This window comes from Vibrio sp. D431a (assembly GCF_030248655.1).
In the GTDB taxonomy this organism is placed as follows: domain Bacteria; phylum Pseudomonadota; class Gammaproteobacteria; order Enterobacterales; family Vibrionaceae; genus Vibrio; species Vibrio alginolyticus.
Window position 1 is genome coordinate 1 of sequence record NZ_JAHGAP010000021.1, and the last position, 25,344, is coordinate 25,344.

The 25,344-nt window shown below is 39.8% G+C and carries 19 protein-coding genes; 5 read left to right on the forward strand and 14 right to left on the reverse strand.

All coding sequences use genetic code 11. The features are described 5' to 3' along the window. The coding region (locus KJB35_RS17760) for an Ig-like domain-containing protein (protein ID WP_285469446.1) at positions 1-6,651 on the reverse strand (6,651 nt) is incomplete at its 3' end. A gap of 418 nt (positions 6,652-7,069) precedes the next feature. Between KJB35_RS17760 and KJB35_RS17765 the strand changes: the two genes are divergently transcribed. Next, on the forward strand, positions 7,070-8,656 hold the full coding sequence (locus tag KJB35_RS17765; RefSeq protein ID WP_285469447.1) for a hypothetical protein: 1,587 nt from the start codon (positions 7,070-7,072) through the stop codon (positions 8,654-8,656). 56 nt (positions 8,657-8,712) lie between these two features. Here the strand turns inward: KJB35_RS17765 and KJB35_RS17770 are convergent, their stop codons facing one another. From KJB35_RS17770 to KJB35_RS17815, 10 genes are all read right to left on the reverse strand, one after another. Continuing rightward, complete coding sequence (locus KJB35_RS17770; protein ID WP_285469448.1) at positions 8,713-8,973, reverse strand: hypothetical protein; 261 nt, start codon at positions 8,971-8,973, stop codon at positions 8,713-8,715. 3 nt (positions 8,974-8,976) lie between these two features. After that, a complete protein-coding gene (minD, locus tag KJB35_RS17775; protein WP_285469449.1) occupies positions 8,977-9,789 on the reverse strand; it encodes a septum site-determining protein MinD in 813 nt (270 codons plus the stop codon). Positions 9,790-9,861: 72 nt separating this feature from the next. Then, entirely contained in the window at positions 9,862-10,470 is a 609-nt protein-coding gene (locus tag KJB35_RS17780) for an OmpA family protein (RefSeq protein WP_285469450.1), read from the reverse strand. A 10-nt stretch (positions 10,471-10,480) separates the two neighbouring features. Beyond that, entirely contained in the window at positions 10,481-11,626 is a 1,146-nt protein-coding gene (locus tag KJB35_RS17785; protein WP_285469451.1) for a hypothetical protein, read from the reverse strand. Between the two features lie 11 nt (positions 11,627-11,637). After that, positions 11,638-12,099, reverse strand: coding sequence for a hypothetical protein (locus tag KJB35_RS17790; protein WP_285469452.1), 462 nt, complete (start codon positions 12,097-12,099; stop codon positions 11,638-11,640). Positions 12,100-12,115: 16 nt separating this feature from the next. Continuing rightward, positions 12,116-13,441 (reverse strand): hypothetical protein, encoded by a 1,326-nt coding sequence (locus KJB35_RS17795; RefSeq protein ID WP_285469453.1) that lies wholly within the window; start codon positions 13,439-13,441, stop codon positions 12,116-12,118. Positions 13,442-13,444: 3 nt separating this feature from the next. Then, positions 13,445-14,332, reverse strand: coding sequence for a septum site-determining protein MinC (locus tag KJB35_RS17800; RefSeq protein ID WP_285469454.1), 888 nt, complete (start codon positions 14,330-14,332; stop codon positions 13,445-13,447). A gap of 112 nt (positions 14,333-14,444) precedes the next feature. Continuing rightward, positions 14,445-14,999 (reverse strand): hypothetical protein, encoded by a 555-nt coding sequence (locus KJB35_RS17805; protein WP_285469455.1) that lies wholly within the window; start codon positions 14,997-14,999, stop codon positions 14,445-14,447. Positions 15,000-15,320: 321 nt separating this feature from the next. Next, a complete protein-coding gene (locus tag KJB35_RS17810) occupies positions 15,321-17,399 on the reverse strand; it encodes an ATP-dependent helicase (protein WP_285469456.1) in 2,079 nt (692 codons plus the stop codon). Between the two features lie 48 nt (positions 17,400-17,447). Then, positions 17,448-18,020 carry a hypothetical protein gene (locus tag KJB35_RS17815; protein ID WP_285469457.1) on the reverse strand — a complete coding sequence of 191 codons (573 nt, stop codon included), beginning with the start codon at positions 18,018-18,020 and terminating at the stop codon, positions 17,448-17,450. 154 nt (positions 18,021-18,174) lie between these two features. Here KJB35_RS17815 and KJB35_RS17820 point away from each other — a divergent pair, with 154 nt between their 5' ends. Together KJB35_RS17820 and KJB35_RS17825 are read left to right on the forward strand one after the other, a co-directional pair. After that, entirely contained in the window at positions 18,175-19,092 is a 918-nt protein-coding gene (locus tag KJB35_RS17820; protein ID WP_285469458.1) for a cation diffusion facilitator family transporter, read from the forward strand. A gap of 56 nt (positions 19,093-19,148) precedes the next feature. Then, on the forward strand, positions 19,149-19,679 hold the full coding sequence (locus KJB35_RS17825; protein WP_285469459.1) for a hypothetical protein: 531 nt from the start codon (positions 19,149-19,151) through the stop codon (positions 19,677-19,679). A gap of 7 nt (positions 19,680-19,686) precedes the next feature. Here KJB35_RS17825 and KJB35_RS17830 read toward each other — a convergent pair whose 3' ends face one another. After that, a complete protein-coding gene (locus KJB35_RS17830) occupies positions 19,687-20,157 on the reverse strand; it encodes a hypothetical protein (RefSeq protein ID WP_285469460.1) in 471 nt (156 codons plus the stop codon). Between the two features lie 147 nt (positions 20,158-20,304). Here KJB35_RS17830 and KJB35_RS17835 point away from each other — a divergent pair, with 147 nt between their 5' ends. Beyond that, the gene (locus KJB35_RS17835) at positions 20,305-20,958 is read left to right on the forward strand and encodes an HAD domain-containing protein (protein WP_285469462.1); all 654 of its coding nucleotides are present in this window, start codon (positions 20,305-20,307) and stop codon (positions 20,956-20,958) included. Positions 20,959-21,679: 721 nt separating this feature from the next. Here KJB35_RS17835 and KJB35_RS17840 read toward each other — a convergent pair. Continuing rightward, complete coding sequence (locus tag KJB35_RS17840; RefSeq protein ID WP_285469463.1) at positions 21,680-22,381, reverse strand: OmpA family protein; 702 nt, start codon at positions 22,379-22,381, stop codon at positions 21,680-21,682. A gap of 139 nt (positions 22,382-22,520) precedes the next feature. On the opposite strand from KJB35_RS17840, the gene KJB35_RS17845 reads away from it, so the two are divergent. Beyond that, positions 22,521-24,173, forward strand: a complete 1,653-nt coding sequence (locus tag KJB35_RS17845) for a S1 RNA-binding domain-containing protein (protein ID WP_285469464.1) — start codon at positions 22,521-22,523, stop codon at positions 24,171-24,173. Positions 24,174-24,250: 77 nt separating this feature from the next. Here the strand turns inward: KJB35_RS17845 and KJB35_RS17850 are convergent, their stop codons facing one another. Continuing rightward, positions 24,251-25,186: a DUF932 domain-containing protein gene (locus KJB35_RS17850; protein WP_285469465.1), complete on the reverse strand. Its 936-nt coding sequence runs from the start codon at positions 25,184-25,186 to the stop codon at positions 24,251-24,253. Positions 25,187-25,344 lie beyond the last annotated feature (158 nt).

The following is a 25,344-nucleotide window of genomic DNA, read 5'->3' on the forward strand; positions in this document are numbered from 1 at the left end:
TTCACCAGTTCCACTGAAGACAGGTTTTGTTTGGTTAGTGATTCCATCGTCTGACTCAACTCCTGAGTCAGAACTTGAGTCAAGTCGCCCCTGCAAGCTAGTTGAGGTATCAACCTCAATCTCTATTGTTTTTGTCGTAGTATTATTGGCCTTATCTGTAACCAACATAGTTACATCGTATTTACCATCAGAGAGAGAGCTTGGAAGAACAAGAGACCAATTTCCATCGCCATCTACATTTACAACTGGCTCTGCATACGTCACCCCATCAATAGTGACTTTCAAAGTTGCCCCAGCTTCAATTTTTCCACTGAAGATTGGCTTGCTCTCATTGGTGATGCCATCAGATTTGTCAGCGCCAGTATCATTCACAAGTTTAATTGTGCCGTCAGGTTTAGTTGTATCGATCTTAACGACGCCATTAATTTCTTCTGTATTACCTGCTGAGTCCTCAGACTTTGCAACCCAGTTATGATTTCCATCAGGTAGTTGCTCAGTAACCTGAACACTCCAATTACCATGATTGTCTGTCGTGGTTCTGTACTCTTTACCATTTACAATTAAAACAATCTTGGCATTCGCGTCCGATTGTCCGCTAAATACAGGTGAATTAATGTTAGTTAAATTGTCGGATTTATCCCCTGAATTCGAGCCATCATCAAGGCCACCCTCAAGTGTAATAGTCGTATCGATCTTGACCTTTCCAGAGTCTTTTGTCTCGTTCCCTGCCTTGTCAGTTACGACCAATGACCATGAATGCTCGCCTTCAGGTAGCTCATCTTTTACAGTCAAAGACCAGTTGCCCGAAGAATCAATATTCATATCATCGTTATCATAAGTGTTGCCATTGATCGTAAATTGTATAAAGGCTCCAATTTCAATTTGGCCTTTGAAGGTTGGACTCTTTTCATAAGTCAACCAGTCTCCAATCTCACCTGTATCTGACGCCAAAACCACGTCAGAAGAATTAGGTGCCTTTGTATCAACAACAAGGTCTGATAGATGCTCAGTTTTGGTGTTTCCTGCAATATCCTTGGTTACTACTGACACTTTGTAAGTACCATCAGGAAGTGCTGAAGCAACGGTGTATTCCCAATTACCATTATCATCAACAGTAGTTTCAAATTCCTTGTCACCAATTTTAAGAGTGATTGTCGCTCCTACCTCACCTGTCCCCTTAAAGGTAGGGTTCTTTTCACTGGTGATGCCGTCTGAGTCACTAAGCCCTGAGTCTGATTCTTTATCTAAATATCCCTCAACCTCAACCTCATTATCCACAACTACCTTAAGAACCTTGCTATTAGGGTTTCCTGCCTTATCTGTGGCATTAAAGCTAAGAGTCCACTCTCCGTCTTCTAATGAATTTGGAATAGTAAAATTCCATTCTCCCGACTCATTAATATCAAAGTCTCTTGGGCTCGAATAAGTATAACGAGTGCTACCCTTGTAGATTACAATCTCAAGCTTTGCTCCAGCCTCTAATCGACCAGTTAGTGAAATCTGTTCATTATTTGTAATCCAGTCATCAGATATGTTTGAGTCATTGACCAAAACAATGTTGTCAAGTGACGGTGGCTGGGTATCAATTTCAATGGAACCGCTATCAGAAACTTTGTTGCCAGCAGGGTCTACCGACTCAACAACCCAATCCCATTCACCATCTGGAAGTGCTGTATCGATAGTTATCGTGAAATCACCGTTTTTATCCGCTACTGTTGTGTATTCTTCACCATTAATCGTGAGCTTTACACTTGAATGAGCGTCAGTTGAACCTCTAAAGGTTGGCTTATCTAAATTGGTTAAATTGTCCCCTTTATCTCCTGAGTCGGAATCAGGACTTAATTCAGCAGTAATCGTGTTTACTTGGTCGACTACAACAGTGTGTGACTCTGAGGTTTCATTTCCTGCGGGATCTTTGTAGAAAACTTCTAGCTTATATTTGCCATCTGACAATGTGTCAGGGAGTGCGAATGACCACGTTCCGTCTTGACTGATCGTAAAGTCATCCCCTGAGAAATATACTTTTCCTGCAATCTTTATGGTTATAGCGATAGAGCTATTTTCCGTTTTGCCTGAAAGGATTAAATCTGGGTTATTCGTTACAAAATCATTGTCATCCTGACCCGAGTCGTTATCTAGTCGAACTCCTTCAAAGTCTGGGTCTTGTGTGTCAATTACAACTTCACCACCTGTATGTGCTTTATTGCCAGCTTCATCAACTGAGGTAACAGACCACTTGTAGGAACCATCAGATAACGGCTTTAAGCCGGAGATCGACCAATTACCATCATCATTAACCTTAGTAGTGTATTCGTCGTTACCAACTTTTAGGGTGATCTCTGATCCAGCTTCTCCTGTCCCAACAAACGCCAAGGTATCGTTCTTGGTGATGCCATCATTCTTGCTCTCGCCAGTATCAATACCATCATCCAGTCTTGCGGTAACAGAAGTCTTTGTATCAATCTCTATTTGACCTGTGTCGGTTGCTTCATTGCCAGACACATCTACAGATTTAACTGTGTAGTTATACTTGCCATCAGATAGAGACTCATCTACCTGAATGCTCCACTTACCACTACTATCGACAGTATCTTTGTATTCGCGATTGTTAATGATAACTGTAATTAAAGCTCCAGCTTCTCCTGAACCCGATATAACAGGGTTAGTATCTTTTGTTTTAGAGTCGCCTTGGACGCCGGAGTCCGTTGTAATATCGAGATCACTGTCTACACTATTCACAGTATCAATTTCAATTCTGCCAACCGAAGACTTCTCATTCCCCGCGTCGTCTAAAATTTTGATTGTGAATGTATACTCATCATCTGGAAGTTTATCTGTAACTTGTATTGACCAACTTCCAGTAGCATCAACAATAGCAGAGTACTCATTGCCGTTTATTAAAAGGGTTACTTTTGCTCCAACCTCACCCGTGCCACTAAACCATGGTTGAGTCTCGTTAGTGATGTTATCGATAAGATTAGAGTCAGATTCTTTATCAAGCCCACCCTCTACAAAAGTGTGAGTATCAATTTCTACCTTTCCGGAAATGCGCTTGTCGTTTCCGGAAACGTCACTTGCTACAACAGTCCATTCATAGACATTATCTTTCAGCTCATCGCCCACAGTAATTGACCAAGTCCCATCTTCCTTCACGGTCGTCTGATAGGTCTTGTTGTTAATAGTGAGGGTGATCTTATCACCTGTATCACCTGTACCGATAAACGTTGGTTTTTTAACATTCGTAACTGAATCTTGGTCTGATTCACCTGAATCTGACGATGGGTCTAACTGAGCGGTAAGACTGATCTTTGTGTCAATTTCTAGAGGCTGATTTTTCGAGAATTCGTTACCAGCAATATCGGTTACAACAAACTCAATATTGAACTTCCCATCATCAAGGGAAATAGGAGAAACGAATTCAAATTCACCTTTTGCATTAATAGAAATATCTCTTGGCGAGAAGTACTCCTTTTTGAACCCTTCGTCATTCGTAATGATAATCTTCAGGCTCGCTCCATCTTCAACCTTACCAGTAAGATGCGGGGTGTTTTTATTTGTAATGAAGTCACCCTTTGATTCGCCTGCATCATTTTGCAAGACGTAATCAATAAAGTCAGGAGCTACACTATCGATCGTGATAACGCCTGAAATATCAGCAGTATTACCAACAGAGTCTGTAATAGATGCGCTATATTCATAATCTCCATCAGAAAGGTTGTCTGTAACTGTAATTTTCCAATTACCACGAGAATCGGTCGCCCCCTCGTATGACTTACCATCAATTACCAATACAACTTTTGAGTTAGGCTCTCCCGTTCCAGAGAACACAGGGTTAGCACTTTTGGTAACACCATCAGAATCCGAATGACCTGTGTCCGATAACTTATCTAAACCTCCAGATATCTCCGTCGTACGGTCGATAACCAATGTTTTGGTTAACTCTGAGGTGTTACCAGCTACATCTTCCGCGACAACTTTAATCTCGTAGCCATTTAAATTTTCTGGTAGATCAACAGGCACTTTAAAAGACCAATTCCCGTCTTTATCAACAGAAATGCCCTCGTACTTTTTACCATCAATAAAAATCGTTAACTGACTTCCTTTTTCGACTGCGCCAGTGAACTCAACTTCTTCTGATCTTGTTTTCCAGTCACCTTTATCGCCAGTATCAGATGAGCCTTTTAATCCAATTGTTAAACCAGTTGGATCTGTTGTATCAACGACAATTTTACCTGTCACAGGTTCGGCATCATTACCAGCTTTATCTGTAGAATTGATTACATAATCAATCTCACCTTCAGGTAATTTGTCCTTTACTTTTAGTGACCAATTACCTGCCTTATCTACTGTGGTTTGGTATGACTTACCGTTGATAGTTACAGTTATTTTTGACCCTGCTTCACCTTTCCCGCTTATAACCGGATTTTGATCATTAGTAATCTCATCATCATCAAAATGACCATGGTCTGATTGTTTATCAAGACTTCCTGATACCTCATTGTGTGTATCTATTTCAAAGGAACCCGAAGTTTTGCTTGTGTTACCTGCAACGTCTTTTACTGTGAAGGTATAATTGAATACGCCTTGGTCTAGGTCGCCAGTTTCTAGTATGAAGTTGCCGTTTTCATCAACTTCAACTTTAGTTTCGAGAACAACTCGCCCGTTCTCATCCTTAATCGTAACCTCAACAGTGGAGCCAACTTTAGTCTTACCCTCAAACCTGTTGTTGGTTTCTTTAGTTAACCCATCCTTATCGCTATCCCCTGTGTCTGTTGCCAATCGAACTGAAATATCAACAGAAGTAGCTATCGTTATTTCACCAGATTTGGAGTCAGTGTTACCTGCAAGATCTTCTATCGTAATCTTCCAATCAAAATCACCTTCAGGAAGTTCATCTTTCACTTGAAGAGACCATGTTCCATCTCTTCCAACTGACGTCGTGTACTCTTTCCCGTTAATTTCTAGTGTAATCTTAGAGCCAGCCTCACCTGTCCCATCAAATTTTGGCAACGTATCTTTTGTGATAGAGTCTGAGCTACTATTACCCGTATCAGACTCCTCTGATAACTTTGCATCGAAGTTTTGTATGACAGTATCTACAGTGATGCTGTCCTCTATTGTTCTTTCATTGCCAGCCTTATCTTTTACATAAAGCTTAAAGTTGTAGTCGTTATCAGGAAGCGGCCCCTGAACAGTTACCTGCCAAGAACCATCATCTTGACGTTGGACAGGGTACTTAACACCATTAAACTCGAAGAATGCTTCTTCAAACTCTTCAATTTGGCCTACAAACGTAAGACTAGAATTGTCTTTTGTTATGCCGTCAGAAGAAGAAATCCCAGTATCGTTTTGATCATCAAGACGAACAGTAGCATCAATAACAGTATCAACTGTAACTCTGCCAGTAGCTTCAACTTTATTTCCAGCAACATCAGCTGACACGACGGTGTAATCATATTCACCATCATTTAATTGCGAACCTAAGTCTAACTTCCAGTTTCCCTCACCATCAGCAACTGTTTTGTATTCTTTGCCACCAATTTTGATTGTGACTGTCGAACCAGCGTCAGTCGTTCCCAAAAACACAAGCTGAGCCTGATTAGTGATGCCATCTGTAGCATCAACACCCGTATCAGTCTCCAGCTCTTGCGTGAGTTCATTAGTCGTATCTATTTCAATGGAGCCTGAAACCTTTCTCCCTAGAGTATCGACCCCTTCGTAATTAAAACGCCCTTCAGGTAGGCTTGGGATTGGCGGCAACTTCCATTCACCGTTAGCATCTACAATGGCAGTGTATGAACCACCATTGATCTTAAATGTAACCAAAGTACCCGGAGTTCCAGTCCCTTTGAAAACAGGGTCTGAGACATTGGTAATAAAGTCGCCTTTGGCACCAGAGTCAGAAGAACTATCGAGGTTTACAGTAAAACTATCCTCAGGTTTAGGCTCGCCCTCTTCGGTAATGTTACTAATGCCTTTTTTATTAGAGCTATTGGTTGAAGGAGCAACACTGAACTCACCAGTCAAAGTAGAAGTATTATTGTTAACTTCGACCTCTTCCACCTTCAGTTCCTGCTTCATTTCTTCAACGGCGTTCTTGCCTTTCTCGGCAACGGCCTCTAATGCTTGCGATAATTCCTCGATTTGCTCCTTGAGCTCAGCCTCGTGCTCTGTGAGTTCCTTTTCCTTTTCTTCTTCCACCAGCTCAGCTTTTTTCTCCGCTTCCGCAAGAGCCTTTTTCATCGCCTTAAGCATCTCTTCAAGAGCTGCTAACTTTTCCTCTTCAGTTGCTGACTTGTCATCTTCTGCACCCTCTTCTTGAGACGGAAGCTTTGCAAGCATTGATTCTTTGACACCTGTGCCATCATGTTCGCCTTTCGAACGCTCGTAAACATCACCAATAAAGTGACTATCAAGAAGCTTTAAACTATCAAGATCACTAACCATATCCTTTACGATGGTTTTGTAATCTAAGGATGTTCCGTTGACGAGTGGGATGGAAACTTTGCTAACGATCATTTCGGTTAAGCCATCCTCTACGAGAATTTCTTGACCATCAGATGTTTTTAGAACGAGGTCGAAGCCAGAGTTTTGGATATTAACCACTGGAACTTCTAAATCATGAAGTGCTGAGCTGGATAAAATTTGCATTTTAATAACAGTTTAGGATTTCACCCAACCGAATTGCAATTATTATTCAGCATCAGTAGTGAGATTATTTTTAGGCTGTATTTTCCGTTAAGTATAAATATTTAAAAGAAACTTATTGCATTTACAAATGGTGCAGCATAGCGCATTACCACACTCATAAATTTTAAGAATTGATGATTTGTCTCAGCACTCCTTTAAAAGAAGAAGCTTGTAGTGAACTAAATTGAATAAGCATAGCCTGTCATAATAGATAATTATTAAAGTTTTGAATAAAACACACATTTTTTCTACATCATTACCGAACGAGCAAAATTCACTAACAAACTAGGGGCGACTTATAACTATCGTGAAAATTTCTATTCAATTAAAGTACTTAACTTTGATAAATACCTTTAAAAATGCAAATATCTAAGTAAAAATGAGATTGCATGTAGGCAAAAAAACCAATCGAACATCAACTGAGAAACACGATAAGCATGTACAAGATTGGCAACTTCATAATGAACGCAACACACCGATAAAGCTATCCCACTTTCTAACGGATGAAGAAGAAAATGAGTATAAGAGAGGTGTTAAATACAATATTTTGCCCGACAATTCATCGGAGCATGAACTTTGTGAAAAAGATGATTTAGGCGAGAACGATTTAGAACAAACACCAGCCCAAAATTTTAACGACAAAGATTCATTGGAAGCTGACTCAATATCACTCATGCATGACAAAGCAGCTTCCAGCGAAAGTAATAAAAACTTTTCTGACAATCAGTCTAAAAGCAGGCTTCCAACGAACCCTCAACCAAGAAAGCATAAGCTAAACCTCTTTACCAAGTTACTTGTAGCATACAGTGTAGGAGTTAGTTCGTTTTGTGGGTATGAAGTTTTATTTGGAAAGGACGCAAGGCTTGAAGGCCGTTTAGCTAATGTTCAAGACATGTTCAGCGACCTCAATAAAGATTACTCAGTTGTTACTGATAAACTTAATGAGCAAGCTAAGGTTGGTGAACTGCTTTCTACCCGAATTGACGAAGTTGCTACTACTTCACTTTCTGACTTTGAGTCCCTCAACACGAGGCTTACAGAAACATCGGCGTCGGTCAATACCGCAACAGAAGTCGCGAACAAATCGAAAACAAAGGTAGAGTCTCAAAACGCAAAGATCCAAGAAGTAACCTCTGTTGCAGCTGCTGCCTCTTTAACGTCGACTAACAGTATGGAGATTGCAAAAACTAATAAGCAAACACTTGAAAGCTTTATTGATGACATTACTGATCTTAAAGCAAATGCTGATATCATCATTAATAGAAGGGATGAGGCTGCTACATCTTATAAAGACTACACAACTCACATTAATGGCGTGGTTGCGGATCTAAGCCGAAGTATAAAAGGCATAAGCCCGAGAAGTATTGAGAGAATCGTCGAAAGTACCGTTAACCGTAAAATGGAAAACAGGGCATTTTCTGCTAAGTATCAAGTCAATAAAGATGAGCTCGCTGCCAACCAAGAGCTTAGCAACAATGAACTCGTTGAGATACGCTCAAATCTTGAGAAATACCAACAAGAGCTTGAGCTGAAGCTAACTCAGCACGGATCTAAACTCAAGGTAGAGGTAAAGGAAGACGTATCTTCTCTCATGAACCAAATCAGAAATGAAATGAGCAAAGAGAGCGCTCTAACATCCAAGACACGTAACGAGCAAGCAGATGCTATTGCTAAACTCTTCAAGCAAGTAGATCTACAGAAAACTGAAAACCTCGCTTTAACTAATGACATTGCAAAAGTAGTGACTCTAGCCCAAAACTTGGAAGATGATAATGCACGTCTTGTTAAAGCTCATAACGAGATACAAGATCTACTAAAGCAGATATCAAGTGACAACATAGCTCTTCACCAGTCGCATCAAGAACTGTCTAGATTTACTAATGATGCTATATCTAACTTACAGGAACGTGAAAAAACCATTATCAAGTCTCTAAAACAAATTGCATCAATGATTGAGACAAAATAACAGCCACCAAAAAGCCCAGCAACTTTGCTGGGCTTTTTATTTGCAAGCTTGTTTAATTAACGTGGAGATGTTTCAAGCAAAGGGATAGAAAACTCCATCCACTCCTCTTTCAGGTGATGCTCTAGATCTTCAACATTAATTTTGTCAGCTAGACCTTCTTCTGCATAGAAGTCGATCACTGTTTTCTTAATTCTTTCTTCTAGCTTTCGAGATAACTCAGAGTTACCGCTGTTATGTAGAATCAACGAAAGACGCTTTTTAGCCATTGAGGCACTATTGCTGTCTTTCTTACCAAGTAAAGTAGCTAAGATAGACATAAATTACCAAAGACTTTTAAGTTTTTTGAGAAGACCTCGTTTTTCCTCTAGATCGCGATATGGAACTTCAGTTCCTAGTAGTCGCTCTACTGCATCGCGATAAGTTTCTGCTGCCAGTGAGTTACCACAGATAACTGGCTCACCTTTATTTGATGCATCGATAACAGCCGGAGAAACCGGAATAACACCAATAAGGTTAAGCTCGTAGCCAAGAACATCGCGGATATCCGAGATTGTCAGCTGAGTGCCATCTTGAGCTCGTTCCTCGTTGTATCGAGTAATCAGCAAGTGCTGCTTAATTGGATCATCCCCTTCTTTTGCTCTCTTAGAACTTGAGTCTAAAATGCCAAGAATTCGATCGCTATCACGAACAGAACTAATCTCTGGATTGGTCGTTACGATTGCTTCATCAGCAAAATACAGTGCCAGCATTGCACCACGCTCAATTCCCGCAGGACTATCACAAATGATATAGTTGAACTTGGTTTTAAGCTCGTTAATAACGCGCTCAACGCCTTCTTCTGTTAGCACATCCTTATCACGGGTTTGAGACGCCGGAAGAATGTACAAGTTTTCATTTCTCTTATCTTTAATCAAAGCTTGATTTAACGTCGCTTCGCCAAGAACAACGTTCGTCAGATCGTAAACAACTCGACGCTCAACCCCCATAACCACATCTAGATTACGTAAGCCAATGTCAAAGTCGATAACAACGGTCTTCTCCCCTTTCGCTGCAAGCCCAAAAGCAAGACTCGCAGAAGTAGTAGTTTTACCAACACCACCTTTACCAGAGGTCACCACAACAACTTTACTCATTAAGTATTATTTTTAAATTTTATTTTTTTATTTTGTTAAATTGGCGCAGTATGAACTACGCCAATCTGAATTCTAGTTATATCTAAACTCAGCCCTACGATTGGCTTTGTGTGCAGCTTCTGTATCACCAGAATCTACTAGTTTCTCTTTTCCAAATGAGATAATCTCAATTCGGTCAGGGTTTATCTCGTACTTTCCTGTTAAGAGATCCTTAACAGCAATTGCGCGATTTTCGCCAAGCTTGAGGTTGTAAGCGCGATCGCCGCGTTTATCAGTGTGCCCTTCTAGAATCACCTTTAGATTAGGAAGTTCCTTGAGTAGCTGAGCGTGCTTGGAGATTAGTTCGCTTGAAGTCGCATCAACTTTGTAAGAATCAAAACCGAACCCTACAATAGAGTGCTCCAAAATAGACAAATCAACTCCCTTACTCTCCAACTCATCAATATCAAGCTGGGTGTATCCACCTTCTGATAGAATTTTAGTTCGAGATTCAGTTACTTGATTTTCACTTGGCATAACCGACGATTGCTCTGCCTCAAATACCTCATCTAGAGATTCAAAAACAACTTGCTCACCAGCTTCTTCATAGTAGCTTCCGGATGTAGCACTATTGCTAGAACCAGTACTTGAACAACCAGTCATTACAACTGGCAGAAGTAGCACTAACCATTTCTTATTCATAGCCTTCCTCTTATTTGGCTGATACTTGAATTACATCTGCATCACTAGTCTTTAACTCAAACATTTTCGAGCCATAAGCTGTATACGACACTAATGCGTACCCATCCTTTCTCTCGGTCACGTAGTAGTAAGACTGAGCTTTCGCTGATATTGACAGAGACTCAACCCTGTCTTTCGTGTTTATTTTTTCAGTTACTTTTTTATTTAGCATATCCCAAATGTAAATATAACCCCCAATCGATGACGCAAGAACGCTGCCATTTTCGTTAGCTGTAGGGAGGTTGTTTGGTGATTTGCTCAACTGATAGATTTGCCCCTTCCTAGTTTTCCCGTAAAGATAAGGGATATCCTTAAACATTCTTACAAAAACTGTCCCATTAGCAACAGGTACGGGATACACGTCTGAGTGCTTTGGACTTGAAATTAGAGGCTTGACCTTCTTTGTCAGTAGATCAAATTCAACAATGTTTGAGTTCCGTTTTTCTCCACTAAGTGAGAAGACAAGAGTTCTATTGTCCTTGAATTTTGGAAAAGCATTGAGCCCCCTAACTTCAAAGACTTTTAGCCTTACTCCAGACTCTACATTCTGCACGAAGATAGATGTCCTATATGTCTCAAAGGAAACATAAGTAAGATATTTTCCATTTGGTGACCAAGAAGGGCTTAAGATTGGCATTGGGGAGTGTAGGAGTACTTTCCCGTCAGTACCTTTATAGTCTGTTACAGACAACACGTATTTACCTGTAGTCTTATTCTTTGTAACCAGAGCTAGCTTTGTCTCAAACGGAGATGCTTTTGAATTCAATGCAGCAATATAAATCTTAGAAGCAAGATCTTGATAGGAGTCTATGTACCCAATTCGCAACTTACTACGATTAGGTACATCAATTTCCACAGCAGAACCCCCATCCGACGAGACACAGATTACGTCTTGTCCGATTTTATGTGAGTGTTTTTCACAGGAACCAATAGTCGTAGTAAAGATTTTAGTACTCTCCAGCGAACGTGCAGCCGTATTTACAGCCTCACCTTTGAGCTCAAAAACTACTGGGATACGATTAGAGCCGCCCGAAGACGACTCTATAGAAATGCCAGAAGCTGTAGCATTAATGCCACACGTAGTTGCTACGACTAATGTTAGTATTTTTTTAAACATATACCTGCCTACTAGTAATTGTTTCCCAAAGTTACTGATACGGAGTCGACGTTTTCGAACCCTTGTCGTTCGAACATTCCCTTCTCTAATTTAGTGAGTTCCTTTTCTACAATGCGTTTTGCAATGTAATCTTCGCCACAATCGTCGATTTTAACTGGTTTACTCTTAGTGAAAGTTACTACGCAAGTGAACATCTTACCTTTAACCAAATGCTTTGATCTGATTAAAGATGTTTTTAAACGCAAATCCCTTTGAAGCAACAACCTTCGGTTCTCGTCTTCTTGGTCATCTAGCACAAATTCGAAATCATCAACAGCAACGGTTAGTTCAACTTCACCATCTAAAGGTTTAGCGTCTTCAGGGGCACGATTTGGGACATCGAGTTGAATTGCCTTTCTAACTCCACAATCCTCACAAGAATAACCTTCACTAGCGTTGTAAGCCCAAACAAAACCACAACCAAGTAACATCACCCATATGATTGTGTACTTATTTCGTATGCACTTTAACAGCAGGGAGGAACGCTTGTTCCTGCTCCGCTTGAGCCTTCTGTTCAATGATCGAGTTCGTATCATTGTTCCCACCATTTACTGCAAAAAACCAACCAAGGAAACCAAGAACCAGCAAAAGAATAACAACCGGATTAAGGAATACATTTTTCTTCCTTGACCCGTTCTTAACTAGCATTTCCTCTATCGAATCATCTTCATCCTCATCAGCAGATGACTTATTAAAGGTAGCCAAGCCATCTGTAAGCTTCTCAAACAAACCTTTCTTAGGGGGAATCGTCACATCAACCTCTTTTGCATCATGTCCAGCTTCGCTCTGAGGTTGTACTTCGTAATCAGCGGATGGTTCACCGATGTCAATAGAAGGTATGTCATCCTGACTTGCAGGCGTAACGACATTTGATTCCGATACAGACTCACCCTCAACCTCAACCTCAACAACTTCCTCCTGAGGAAGGTCAATCATCTTGTTGTGAAATAAGGATGCAAGATACATCTTTTCATTCTCACCCAGCGTAAGAGAACTAAAACGGTCTATGTATTTAGGTGTTGCGCCAACAATAAAACCTTCAACTGTTTTGAGCTCTCTAGTGTTACGACGTTTCTTCGTTTCGCTAAAAGAGGCAAGATCCATCAAAGATTCGAACTTTCTATCATTGAGAGCAGACTCCAGCTCTTCTACGGAAATTACGCTTTTAACTTCATCCAAACCAAGAAGAGACGAGATATACTCAATCGAATTGACCAAATAGGCGTACCCCATTAAGTCTTCTAGTTCTTGTGTGTTGTAGTCAGTAAGTGGAGGGAAAATACCACTTTTGTCTAACGTGCCGTACACAGTTCTTTGAAGTTGTTTTTCTGTTGCATTACTCGCAAAAACAACAAGCTCACTGATAATTTGAGAATGTCTTTGTTGGATAAAGTTCTCAAACTCAACTGAATAGCCTGTATTTTCAAGTTTTTTTAGCAATCCGCCATTTAAGACAGGAACCAAACATGGAGCCAACCCTAAAGTTTCGATACTAGGTTGTTCATCTAAATCTTTCGAAGAACCATTCAGAACCAAAAACCACGCTTCAGCAAGATACTGTCCAAGATTGTTTCCGATGATGCACTCAAGAGCATCTATTTTCTCTTTAGAGAAAGTGTGAATGATATAAGGAAGCAGATCCTTGTGCCCTTTTTGATTTAGAATGACTTCAGCCCACTCCTCGGCAGTCATGGAATTGGCAATCTCAAAAACGTGTTTATCTGGATCTCCAGACTTAAGAGTGTTGGCTAAAATATCCAATCTGTTACTAACCATATTCTATCCTTTAAAAAATTCTAGCTTACTATTGTCTTTGTCAGTCTTAACAAGCGTCGTCTTATATAGGTAGTCTTTGTTCACGCCTTCTTCAATACCAGCATTAGTCTCATAGATGCCATTTACGGAAATGAGCTCTGGACAAAAGTGCGTAGCAACCACATGGGCGTTCGAGTCAATTGACTCTACATCACTAGTTCCTGCAAGAACTCGACCCTCCAAGCGCCCCCACACTATAACAGATCCTTTAGCCCTAACGACTGCACCGTTCGCCACGTTACCGATAACGAGTAAGTCTCCTTCGGCCATCAATGTCTGACCGCCACGAACAGTCCCCTTGTGAACCTTGATGCTTTCTAATTCCGAACCGTTAATCTCTTGAATTGTCAGCACTGAATCTTCTGCTTTTGTCTCAGCTGCATTCTGAACAACTGTATTTTTTCCCTCTTCATTTGAATTCATTGAAGAGGCGACGGTAGGGGTTTCTTTTTGAGGTTTAAACTTTTCTAAGTCAACCTCTGGCTCGGTACTACTAACGTTGCCGCTCAATAGGTCTGGCGTTTTTTCTGTAAATTCCTTCAAAGGTTGTAGGCCAACACGTTTTGCAAAAGAAGGCTTAAACCCAATGGCACCTACAGCTTTATGACCTCTTGAAGTTATAACCTCAATGTATGAAAGCACTACCTCTTCTGCGTGGCTGTCGTTTTCGAACTGCACATCTTTAAAATTCAGCGCGACGTTAAGATTGCATACAACTTTCGGAAATTGCTGCATTTGTTTATCTAGGTAAGCCGCAAGTTGTTCTGGTGCGATCTTGAACACTTTGATTTCTTGGCAGTAGAACTTACCTGCCTTCATCTCATGAAACTCGTAGTTCACAATATCCTTCATAATTTCAAACTCATATTTGAAATAAAAGTAGTACATTCACCGTGAGCTTTGAAGTGGATACAAAAAAACCCGCCATAGAGGCGGGTTTCTTAAACTTTTGGTGTTTTATAAACTAGTCTACAGAAATCAAATCTTCATCAACCATGTCTGCAAGGATGTCTTGTCGAACTGTCTCTGAGAGGTTGTTTTGAATCCACTCTGGGTTTTCTAGTTTCATATTGCGATAGTAACGATGTTTCGTATCAATAACACTTTGGAAATCTTCACCCATCTTCTCAAGAGCGTAGATCATAGCCTTAGGCATATTGATTGGAATGTAAGCGATACTACCTTCATCATCGTAATACGAGGAACTTACCACTTTATATGTAGGGTCTATCTCATAACCATCCAAAAGACCCTCACGAATAATCATACAAAGGGATTCTTCACGTAGATATGAAGAAATGTTATCTACACCCTTTTGCTTATATACCTTAGCTTTACTTACAAGCCATTTTTTCGCTTCTTTTTTATTATCTTCGAACGCTGAGACTAAGTAGTTAAAGATATCTATAGAGATAGTAAATTTGGTTGTTCCATCCGTACCATCCGGCTTTTTGAATCTAAACGGAATTGGAACGCTAGTCTTTCTATCGTTAGAATTTGTTTCCGTTGCCTTTGCCATATATTGAGACCTTTAATCGATATTATTATTAAGTTAGTGAGTATTTTAATCTCTAATAGCTTTGATGCAACAAAAAGATCTGACTTTCTACCCCAAGTGGCACTTTTTCTAAGGAATAATGTGACATCCATTCAAGAAATTTGTCTTGTCGATTTATAAATTTCATGCTCTCTGAGAAGTGTCAATTTAAAGCAATATTATTGATAAATTTTTTACACCTTTAAAACAGTAGTTTATTAACACTTTGGAGGTAAGATTTGGGATTGTACCACAACAACTGTATATATATACACTATGCAAACTTGATGTGGCACAATAAATCTAAAACCTCATTCTTGTTTTAGGTTTGTGAACAGACTTAATGTGACTTGGAATATCGTAGACAAATCTAGAAAGCCCCATAGTCGTCTGTTGAAGTCTTGTTTTACTATGAGTTATATACACTTTGACCATCCCCCTAGTTAAACCAACATACATTAAACGGCGCTCTTCTTCTAAGTCGTCATTCTGAATGTTTATGATAGATGGAAAGATGCCCTCATCAGCCCCAACTATAAATACAATTGGAAACTCTAAACCTTTGCTTGCGTGCAACGTCATAAGAGAAATGGACTTTTCCAAATCCCTCTCAGCACTTGATTGAACCTGTAAGTCTGCACTAGTTATAAATGCTTCTAAATCATTTAGTTGCAACTCCCCATCTTCAAGAGAATCATTTACAAAAGTTCTTGCCAAATCAATAACGCTTACAATGTTTTCGTATCGTTCGAGGTATACTTCATGATCTTTTTCTAGAGACCTGTAGTAGTCCTTGATGCCCGATTTATCCACAAGCATTTGTACCGTAGCCAAGAGCCCGTAATCTGCAAACTCCATTCTCGCATCTCTTATGAATTCTATTACTCGGGTCAAGCGATCTTTGTTGTCCGTCCTTTTTCCCTTTGAAGCAAATTCATATACAGCTCTCTCCAGTGAAAGGTTATTTTGAGACGCATATTTCGTTAGTTTTACGTGTGTCTTATCACCATACCCAACTCTTGCCTTTGACAAGACGTGCTTGATTGCTAGCTGTGAATCTTCGTGAGAAATCCACTTGAGATATGACAAGATGTGTTTTGTCTCCACCCTTCCCCAAAAGCTTACACCTCCGTACAGAATGTACTTTGTGTTCGCTTGTGTGAATGCTTTCTCAAGAAGAGATGATATTGAGTTGTTACGGTACAAGATCGCGATATCACTTGGAGCAATCCCTACATCAATCATCTCATGAACCCTTTCAGAGACAAACTTGGCCTCTTCAAAGGCATTCCAGAATTGAAACACATCTATGTCCTCACCCTTACTGCTCTGAGTCCATAGATCCTTGCCCTTTCTATGAATGTTCTTTCTAATAACGGCGTTAGCTGCGTCAAGTATGTTTGATGTCGAGCGGTAGTTTTGATCAAGGATTACTGTTTCAGCACGATATCTATCATCAAATGTGAGAATATTCGCGATTTGAGCCCCTCTCCACGAGTAGATAAGTTGGTCGTCATCCCCAACTACACTAAGCATCGTTTCTCGACCACATATGAGCCTCAGAAGCGTTTCTTGGGCAACATTGGTATCTTGATACTCATCAACAAGAATCGCCTTGAAACGTTCGCTCACAGACTCTCTGAAGTCCGAATGCTCTTTGAGCATTTTTATTACACGGATAATCAAATCGTTGAAATCTAAGATAGAGTGGTCTTCTTTAAAGTCTTCATAAGCCAAATACAAGCTCATAGCGAAGTCTGCCACTGAAGCCCCTAACTTAGAGGAATCAACAAAAGCTTGATATGCTTGATCCATTCCAAGGAGTGAGTTTTTGAGATCATCAATCACGCCTAGTATTGGAACCACCAGCTTTCGTTGACCAGAATACCGCTCTTTAATTTCATCTATTTCAGTGTCCAAGTCGTCCTTAGACATACCTTTACTCTTTGCGAAGAGCTTTGCATCAGCTACTTCATCCTCCTCCCATCCCAGAAGGATCTGGTTCATCAAAGAGCGTTGGTCTTTAGTATCGTAGATCTCAATTTTTTTGTTTAACCCAGCTAAGCCATGGTTTTTAAACAAAATTCTCGCGCAAAAAGAGTGAAATGTACCTTTGAAGAGTTGTGACGCTGGAGCATCACCGATTATTTTTGCAGTCCTAGAGGCCATTTCTTTTGCAGCTTTATTTGTAAAAGTTAAAGCTAAGATTTCCTGAGGCTGTAGTTTATCTTTGATAACGTGCCTTGCAATCCTGTGTACAAGCACCATTGTTTTGCCAGAACCTGCACCTGCAAGAACGAGCAACCTTTTGCTATCAGAAGCTACAGCTTTGCTCTGCTTGGGGTTTAAATTAGCTATAATTTCAGAAAGTTCAGTCATCATGAATAGTCATTTGGTTAATTGTACTACATATGCCTTCATATTTTTTGGCTATATTCTGTACGACTTCCTACCGACGCCTATAGCCCGTCTATCGTACTTTCTTAAATGGTGAAAAAGCCTTTCTACTGACACTCTTAACCCTTCTAGATGGCCTGATTTGTATGAATTTACCTGAATACCTTTATCGTTTATTGATGCAAAGAACGACTCAAGCGTAGGATTTCTATTGCCGCACTCATATTGTATGTGAGTTGGCAAAGGTAATTTATGCTCAACTTTTTTACATTCGCTTGATTGAATTATTTCTTTAACAATTTCTTCACCAATCTTGAAGTTAGACGAACTTTTCAATTGGTTATAAGTCTCTTCTACATCCGACAATTTTGTTTTATATATCTGGATCGCATGCATATCTTCATACTCAACAGCATTACTACTTAAAATATTAGTTTCAGCACTAATTAATTGTCTTTTCAATAACTCAAAGCTACTTAACTGCTTTTTGTATGATTCTCCAATTGAAGCTTGGTTGTAATAGATTTTTTGATTATTTTCGAAAGCGTTCGCACCAGATGATAAGATTATTCCTGTTATGCAAACGCATTTTGCAAATTTTCTCATTTTAATATTTGTATTTGCTCTAAAGATTCTAAAATTTTATGCAAAAACTCAAATTTGAATAATTAGACGTCAAAACTATGCGGTTTGTAGCACAAACACACGATATAATATCTTTTATAAAATCAATTCCTCATTTTTGGAGTTAACAAACTTTATGCGGGATAAGAAAATTTCTGAAGTTAAAAAGATCACCTTAATTGGCGGTGTCGCAAATTTGCTACTTGCAATTTTCAAAATTGCAGCAGGCAAAATGACTGGAAGTAATGCTCTCATTGCAGATGGCATACATTCTCTTACTGACCTAATAAGTGACGTTGTAATTTTTTTCGGAGCCTCTTACTGGAGCCAACCCGCTGATGAAGATCACCCATACGGACACGGGCGTTTTGAAACCCTAGTTAACGCTTTCCTTTCATTCTCACTTCTCTGTGTATCTGTAGGACTAATCCTCAATCTCTTCAAAGACGGGCTTAAAGTTGTGCCTCCCGACGTATCTATTTTGGCGCTGTGTGTTGTCGTTGTAGGCATTATTACCAAAGAGATTCTATACAGATGGACAATGAAGAATGGACTAAAACTAGATTCAAAAGCGTTGATTGCTAACGCTCACCACCACCGTTCTGACAGCCTGAGCTCATTACCTGTCGCATTTGTCATTATTGCGCAGTTCGTTGACCCAACTATAGGATACATTGACACCACCGCTACAGTGTTAGTCTCTCTTATGATCGCCTCTTCTGCATACGAGATTGCACTACCCATTTTCCAAGAAATCACAGAAAAGAAAACAGACGGCGACATCGTAAGAAAAATCCAAATGCTCGCTCTAGAGTCTGACAGGATAAAAGAAGTGCATAATGTACGTTCAAGGAGGCTTGGCGGTGATATAATAATGGACTTGCATGTTTTGGTAGATCAATCGCTAACTGTTTATGAAGGCCATGAGATCGCTTTGCAATTTGAAAATGAAATCGCAAAACGCATAATTGATGTAGTTGACGTAGTAGTACACATTGAGCCCTTTATCTGTAAGGAGCGAGTGATCTATCAATGCTACAAAAATTGTAGTTAACATCCACCAGCATCAATTCTATAAATGACACTACATTTTCACCGGAGGAGCATTAAATGGGTACATTCTCATGTCGCATCATTGGATCAGATGAAGTAATTGATTTCCTTGATACTATCGAAAGAAGATTAAACAACAGCGTTAAAGAAGTGAAGATGCCTAATGGGGAAATGCGCACTTTTAAATTAACCGAAGAAGACGAAGTATCATTTTCTTGCCCAAACGAACTGCCTCATTCTTCACAGTATTCGCTAGTCTGCGAAGCAATGAAGCAACATCATGACAAGGTATTTGACGAAAATTGCATTTATGAGCCAGAGATTCTTTTCGGAGTTGCCACTCTATTCATGGCGCTAGGCGTTCCGATTTCAACGCCGTTTAGAAACGAATGCATTGATAATGTACTTTCGTATAATACCAGACAATGGAAACAACCAGAGAGAAGAAAGGCATTCTTAGATAGTTTTCTAGACGCATTACTTTCGTACGACAATGAAACACCTCTCTTTGAACATCCTGAGCTTAGATGGGAAACTCCTGAGAAACTTATCGGACTCCAGTGGACATCAATACCGCACACAGAGTGAAGTTAAGCTAACAATCTGCGTCCTTAACAAATGCTTTGTCTCCATCAACCACAAGCTCAAAACATCTTTTGAGCTTTTTATGAAAGAATAGACCTTCTACTCGAAAGTACGGTTGCTTGCCTTCTAACTCAGGGATATCCGCATCATCATAATCGTCATGAGTAAGAACCTCTGAATTCTTGTCATGCTCAAACAATCCCACAAAAATCTTACCATCAAGTACAATAATGTCTTTTACGTGCCCAAATTCCACATCCTTATACACCTCACCGTCTACACAAGGGATAGCAGTCACATGAGTTGTAAAGTCTGTCTCGTTGTGAAATTCAATGACATTTTTATGACAGCTTGTTTTCCCATTGATCTCATAAGAGGTATACACAGGCTCACTAAACGTTGGTTTAGCTGTAGTGCCACACCCTAGGAGTGCCAAGGAAATTGTAGAGGCTATAGCGACCTGCTTTTTAAACTTAATCATTCGATAATCCAAACTTCTATTTGTTGCCATAATGCCACATAATGCAAGTGTTTTAAACCCACAAGCATTAACATTGGGCTCAAACATGGCATTATAGTCTACCCCCCTCTCTTAATTCAATTGACCTTTATCCAAAGAAGTTAACTCATGATAATCACCACTATTGTTACACTTACAAAACTCTGTAAGACCGACTTGCAAAGACAGGTAAATAGATACATTAAAGACTACAAATGTGAAGCAGTTGGAGAGTCTTACATTGACCAGTATGGATTCCATAATCAGAACATTTTGTTCAATGAGCAAGTAACAGTCTTTTTAGACTTTGACGGTGTCTTACTCCCTGAGACTGAGCAAGCAAGTTCTTACGCGCTTGAGTTGTTTGAAAAAGGTGAAATCACAAAGGTTAAATTTGACAAAGCTTCGTGTGAAAATCTTATATCGGTTCTTGATGAAACTGGAGCGATCCTCAAAGTTCACACTCGCTGGCGTCGAAGAGGTATATCCTCAGAGCAATTTGAGGAGATATTATTGAACAACGGATTCAGAAAGGAACACTTCCACAAAGAGATTAAATGTAGATACCGTGCTATGTTCTCAAGTGTATGGGAGGATATTTACTCTAGTATGGAATCTGTTTTCTCCTATGCGATAGTTGATGACAGAGAGTCATCAATTGATTGGCAACGCGTAAAGCAAGTTAGAACTACTCCTTCAGTTGGCTTTACAAATGCTGATGCTGAAAATCTAACCAATATATTAGCCTCAGAAACTTCTAAAAAGCTGGAAGATTTTGATTGATGCTGGTGGATGTTCCAGATCAGTAAAAAATGAGAATGAAGCACTATGTCTAATAAATCTATCGTCGAATTACATCAAGCTTGGCAAGATGCTCATAAAAGCATTAGAAGTAAGCACGAAATACAGGTCATGAATCTCAGAAGGAAGCGCGGCTTAAACGTACGTGCTCAAATTAGGATTAGTAAGAATGGTGTACAACTAGACAGATTGTTAGGAAGGCACCCACGCCCAAAATTCATCGAGCCACGTGGCAAGGCATGGATTAAAGCTGCTGTAAATTCTCATTTATAACTCCTTTGTCAACAACTTTACTCAATGTAATTTTTTTTGGGATGTGACGACCTTAAACCGTTGACAGATAATGGAAGGTTTGCCATTATGGCGCTGTGTCCAATTCGCGGGACACTTAAATAAATGCACAAGTTGGCTGTGTGTGCAGGCTTTATCGAGCGGTAAGGTTAGAGCGAACCAACGGGGGTCTTTCAGGATGTCTATCCAGTTTCTTCCACCCAAAGTAGACAGTTGAGTGCAACACGTACATATGAGAGTCGTACACAGTTGCAAGTTAGGCGGTTTTGATTCCTCTCTCTCAAGGAAAATCGATATCGTCATGGGTTTTGTCGTTTCCCCAACAGGCTAAAAGAAACAGTATTTTTGTACGTACAACCAAAAACGACACCAATTCATGAAAAAGCCGCCTTTTATGGCGGCTTTTTTGTATCTATTTGGAAATTACAACGCTTGTATAGCGATTAAAAAACAGCTTCTCACGATTTTTAGACACTTCCCCTACCTCACCGATACCAACAGCTTCAATTTGACTTGCTAATATTCCTTTTGCAACGGCCATATCACGAATGTACATAGCTCGCTTCTCTGACAGCGTTTGGTTATAAGCTTTGTTCCCACGCGGATCAGCTCTTCCCGTTACCTTGATCTTTACCTCGGGCATCTCAGATACAGCGTCAAAGACCATTGATAGAACCTTATATTGCTCATCTGTTAGCTCCCACTCCGCCGTTTCATAGTAATAACTTTGCTCTAACTCCCCAAGTGACAACTGCTTAGCAAGACCTTCTCTCAGAGTCTCTAATTCTGCCTTATATCTCTCATTTACCTCCTCAGTCCTTTTAACAACACCTTCGATTTCGTTAATTTCAGACTTATGAGCAATATCAGCTTTCTCCATATCAAATGTTGCTTTCATATAGAGAGATTCTAGTTCTGATAGTCTTTGGTCATCATTTTTGATAATTGGTTGATACTTAGAAAACTTAGCAAGTAGTAAAGCAGATGTAAGGCCGTTACCGTATACCTCTGTCGTGTTTGAAATTTTTTTTGAAAAATTTTCTTCATTAAGATTGGTGTCTGCAAAAGCAGCAAAAGATAGCAAAAAGCTAGGCAGCAAAAGAGCGTATTTCATATGTGTTTATCTTAAGTATTGAAGTGCACACTCAGAGATTCAAGGTTATGTCAATAAAATTCTTAAAAATAAATTTGACTTAGTGTTTTTTTAATTTCTATCTTCAGTTCATCTAAGCTTTGGAGAGAATTACAAACAAATGAAAAACACAGAATCTTTCGCGCAACTGCTTGAAGAGTCAGCAGCAGCGTTCACTTTTAAAACAAACGAAATTGTAAAAGCTACAGTACTTGGTTCAGACCGCCACTACGTTACTGTTGACGCTGGACTACCTATGGAAGCAAATATTCCATCAGGCGAGTTCTTCGAACTACCAAGAGTTAACGACGAAGTTAGCGTCATCGTTTTTGCATTCGACGATGGCACAGGTCAACCAGCAATTTCGCACCATCGTGCCCTTCAAATTGAAAGCAGCGAGCTTGTTGAAGACGCTATCGTAAACAAATCAGTTATTCAGGCAAAAGTTGTAAAATCAACTCGCGCTGGACTACTTGTTCGCGTTGGTGCTTTAGACGGCTTTATTCCAAACACCCTAATCGACACCGTTCGTATCGATAAAGAAACACTTATTGGTCAAATGATCTCTGTTGTGCCGCTAAGCATCGATGAAAAAAATCGAAACGTAGTTGTTTCACGTAAAGAAGCTCTAATCACTGAACGCGGTGGCAGAATCGAAGCGATGGAAGGCGAGCTTGCAGTCGGTGATGTTCGCGAAGGCGTCATCAAAAACATCGTTCGTTACGGTGCATTCGTTGACCTAGGCGGAAAGGACTGCATGATCCACGTTTCTGATATGGGTTGGGACGTAACAAAAGCAAACCCAGCACAAGATCTAGAAATTGGTCAGCGTGTTAAAGGTCTTATCAATAAAGTAAACGCGAAAGGACAATTCCACATGTCTCTGCGTCATGCTGATATGAAGCCTTGGGAAGACGCAAAAGCAGCCCTAACAATCGGCCAGAAAGTTAGTGCTGAAGTGGTTAAGATCGAAGATGACTACAGTATCATCACAGTAGTAAATGGCGTACCAGCTGTTGTTGCTAAGAACCAAGTTAGCTGGACTCACATTAAAGGCTACGACCTGTTCCAAACTTATGCTTCGGGCACCAAGTTTGAAGCAATCGTTACTGGTTTCAACGAAACTCACGGCGAAGAGTGTGTCATGCTATCTATTAAGCAAACTAAGGTAAACCCTTGGGAAGAAGCTAAAGACACTATTGCTGAAGGTAAGCTGGTTACATCAGAAGTGAAATCTGTAAACGAAGGCCACATCATTGTCTCAATTACAGATGAGATTTCAGCACTTGTACCTTTCCGTGAACTATCTTGGGGCGACTGCCAACAAGCAATTCGCGATATCCACGCAGGCGACGAGATCGACGTTGTAATCTTACAAGTTGAGCCAGACGAGCACCGCGTTGTTGCTTCAATCCGTGCAACACAAGAAAACCCATTTGCGGGTCTTCGTAAAGGAAGCACTGTAAAAGGTGAAGTGACTGGTTTCAATAAAAAAGGCAACATGGTCTTTATTGATATCAAACAAGGCGACAAAGTAATCAAAGGCTTTGTTAGTTCACGTCACGCACTGCCGACTAAATCTGTAAGTATGCGTGCAGACGAGTACTACAGCATTGGTGATAATGTTAAAGGTACAGTACTTGGCATGGACGGTGACCGCGTTCAAGTAAATCTACGCAAACAAGAAACTCAGGCTTTAAAAGCAGCTCTTGGTTGTGGTGATTCTCAAAACAACGCAATGCTTGAAGCAATGAAAGCTGCAAAAAAAGCATAAGATTTGTCTTGTAAGAGTGGTCTAAAAGTCCACTAGTTATCATAAGTAAAGGTCGACAATGTCGACCTTTTTTAGTTTTAACCTTCCTTTATTAATAAAGAAATAATATCTGAAAAAGCTTCTCTCTTTGTTTTTTCATCGGCACCAAAATTCAGGGAGTGTATTTTGCCTGTGCTACCACCCCTTCTCTTCTTTATGTTATCTAAATAATGATTCAAAGATAACCAAATAGAAAGGTATGTCCCCTTTATTGTGGTATCAATACTATTGTTTACTGCTTTATAGCATTCCATTAGTTCAAGCATCGCAGCATCATATTCTTTCTTTATAGATTTACCGACAGTGAAACGCCTATAAATCATGTGATGGAATTGTTTTACATCTTCAGTACTTGCCGACATCTCACACAGCTTTTGCAAAGTACCTTCGTAATCCAAATGTGTTGCTCTCAGCTTTTCCATTAACTCAATAACGACCTCATCAGCATCAAGAGTATAGTGATGACTAATATTTACTGATGATTCAGTTGGTCTCTGCGAAAGTAGTACTGGTAATTGAACCTTGAGCTTGGAATTCAGACACAGAGGTGTAATTCGAGTTTTCTGATTCCCCTCATTACTTGTGCTTATCATAAGGTACTGATTAAACTGAGTTTCACCAACGGTAGTCATCGATCTCATTGAACACAAAGCAAAGATGTACTTACCTTCTCGCGTGTGTCCAGCAGCCTCGATTGTTAAATCCATTCTTTCTGCAACCCTAGCTATAATCTTTAGTAGAGTTTTGGGCTCTACGGGCACATGAGATTTCCCTGTAACCGAAAGCTTCGTAACCGTCTCACCTTTAACCATTAACGCATAACAATCATCCGTCTTTACCAATTCATTTGTAATTGGGTGACGATACAATGCAGGGCATTGGACTATCTTCCAATCTAAATCTACTTGCTTCGCTACCTCATCGATATCTTTTGGATCGCAAGTAATAGTGTTTTCTTTATATATAAAATCCACAACCCTTCCCTTTTATATCCAGATTTAACTTAGCAAATTCATGATAGTTTATAAGCAATTGAACGCAAGAGATATTTGCAGGAAATGAATTTTACACACTCAAATACCTCATCAACATAAAGAGTGTTTGATATCTAAATCATAAAAAAGACAATTGT

What these genes read in the sequence shown, in the direction of transcription:
- KJB35_RS17765 (WP_285469447.1), top strand. Translation starts at nt 7,070, where the DNA reads ATGAGATTGCATGTAGGCAAAAAAACCAATCGAACATCAACTGAGAAA.
- KJB35_RS17770 (WP_285469448.1), bottom strand. Translation starts at nt 8,973, where the DNA reads ATGTCTATCTTAGCTACTTTACTTGGTAAGAAAGACAGCAATAGTGCC.
- minD (WP_285469449.1), bottom strand. Translation starts at nt 9,789, where the DNA reads ATGAGTAAAGTTGTTGTGGTGACCTCTGGTAAAGGTGGTGTTGGTAAA.
- KJB35_RS17780 (WP_285469450.1), bottom strand. Translation starts at nt 10,470, where the DNA reads ATGAATAAGAAATGGTTAGTGCTACTTCTGCCAGTTGTAATGACTGGT.
- KJB35_RS17785 (WP_285469451.1), bottom strand. Translation starts at nt 11,626, where the DNA reads ATGTTTAAAAAAATACTAACATTAGTCGTAGCAACTACGTGTGGCATT.
- KJB35_RS17795 (WP_285469453.1), bottom strand. Translation starts at nt 13,441, where the DNA reads ATGGTTAGTAACAGATTGGATATTTTAGCCAACACTCTTAAGTCTGGA.
- KJB35_RS17800 (WP_285469454.1), bottom strand. Translation starts at nt 14,332, where the DNA reads ATGAAGGATATTGTGAACTACGAGTTTCATGAGATGAAGGCAGGTAAG.
- KJB35_RS17805 (WP_285469455.1), bottom strand. Translation starts at nt 14,999, where the DNA reads ATGGCAAAGGCAACGGAAACAAATTCTAACGATAGAAAGACTAGCGTT.
- KJB35_RS17810 (WP_285469456.1), bottom strand. Translation starts at nt 17,399, where the DNA reads ATGATGACTGAACTTTCTGAAATTATAGCTAATTTAAACCCCAAGCAG.
- KJB35_RS17815 (WP_285469457.1), bottom strand. Translation starts at nt 18,020, where the DNA reads ATGAGAAAATTTGCAAAATGCGTTTGCATAACAGGAATAATCTTATCA.
- KJB35_RS17820 (WP_285469458.1), top strand. Translation starts at nt 18,175, where the DNA reads ATGCGGGATAAGAAAATTTCTGAAGTTAAAAAGATCACCTTAATTGGC.
- KJB35_RS17825 (WP_285469459.1), top strand. Translation starts at nt 19,149, where the DNA reads ATGGGTACATTCTCATGTCGCATCATTGGATCAGATGAAGTAATTGAT.
- KJB35_RS17830 (WP_285469460.1), bottom strand. Translation starts at nt 20,157, where the DNA reads ATGATTAAGTTTAAAAAGCAGGTCGCTATAGCCTCTACAATTTCCTTG.
- KJB35_RS17835 (WP_285469462.1), top strand. Translation starts at nt 20,305, where the DNA reads ATGATAATCACCACTATTGTTACACTTACAAAACTCTGTAAGACCGAC.
- KJB35_RS17840 (WP_285469463.1), bottom strand. Translation starts at nt 22,381, where the DNA reads ATGAAATACGCTCTTTTGCTGCCTAGCTTTTTGCTATCTTTTGCTGCT.
- KJB35_RS17845 (WP_285469464.1), top strand. Translation starts at nt 22,521, where the DNA reads ATGAAAAACACAGAATCTTTCGCGCAACTGCTTGAAGAGTCAGCAGCA.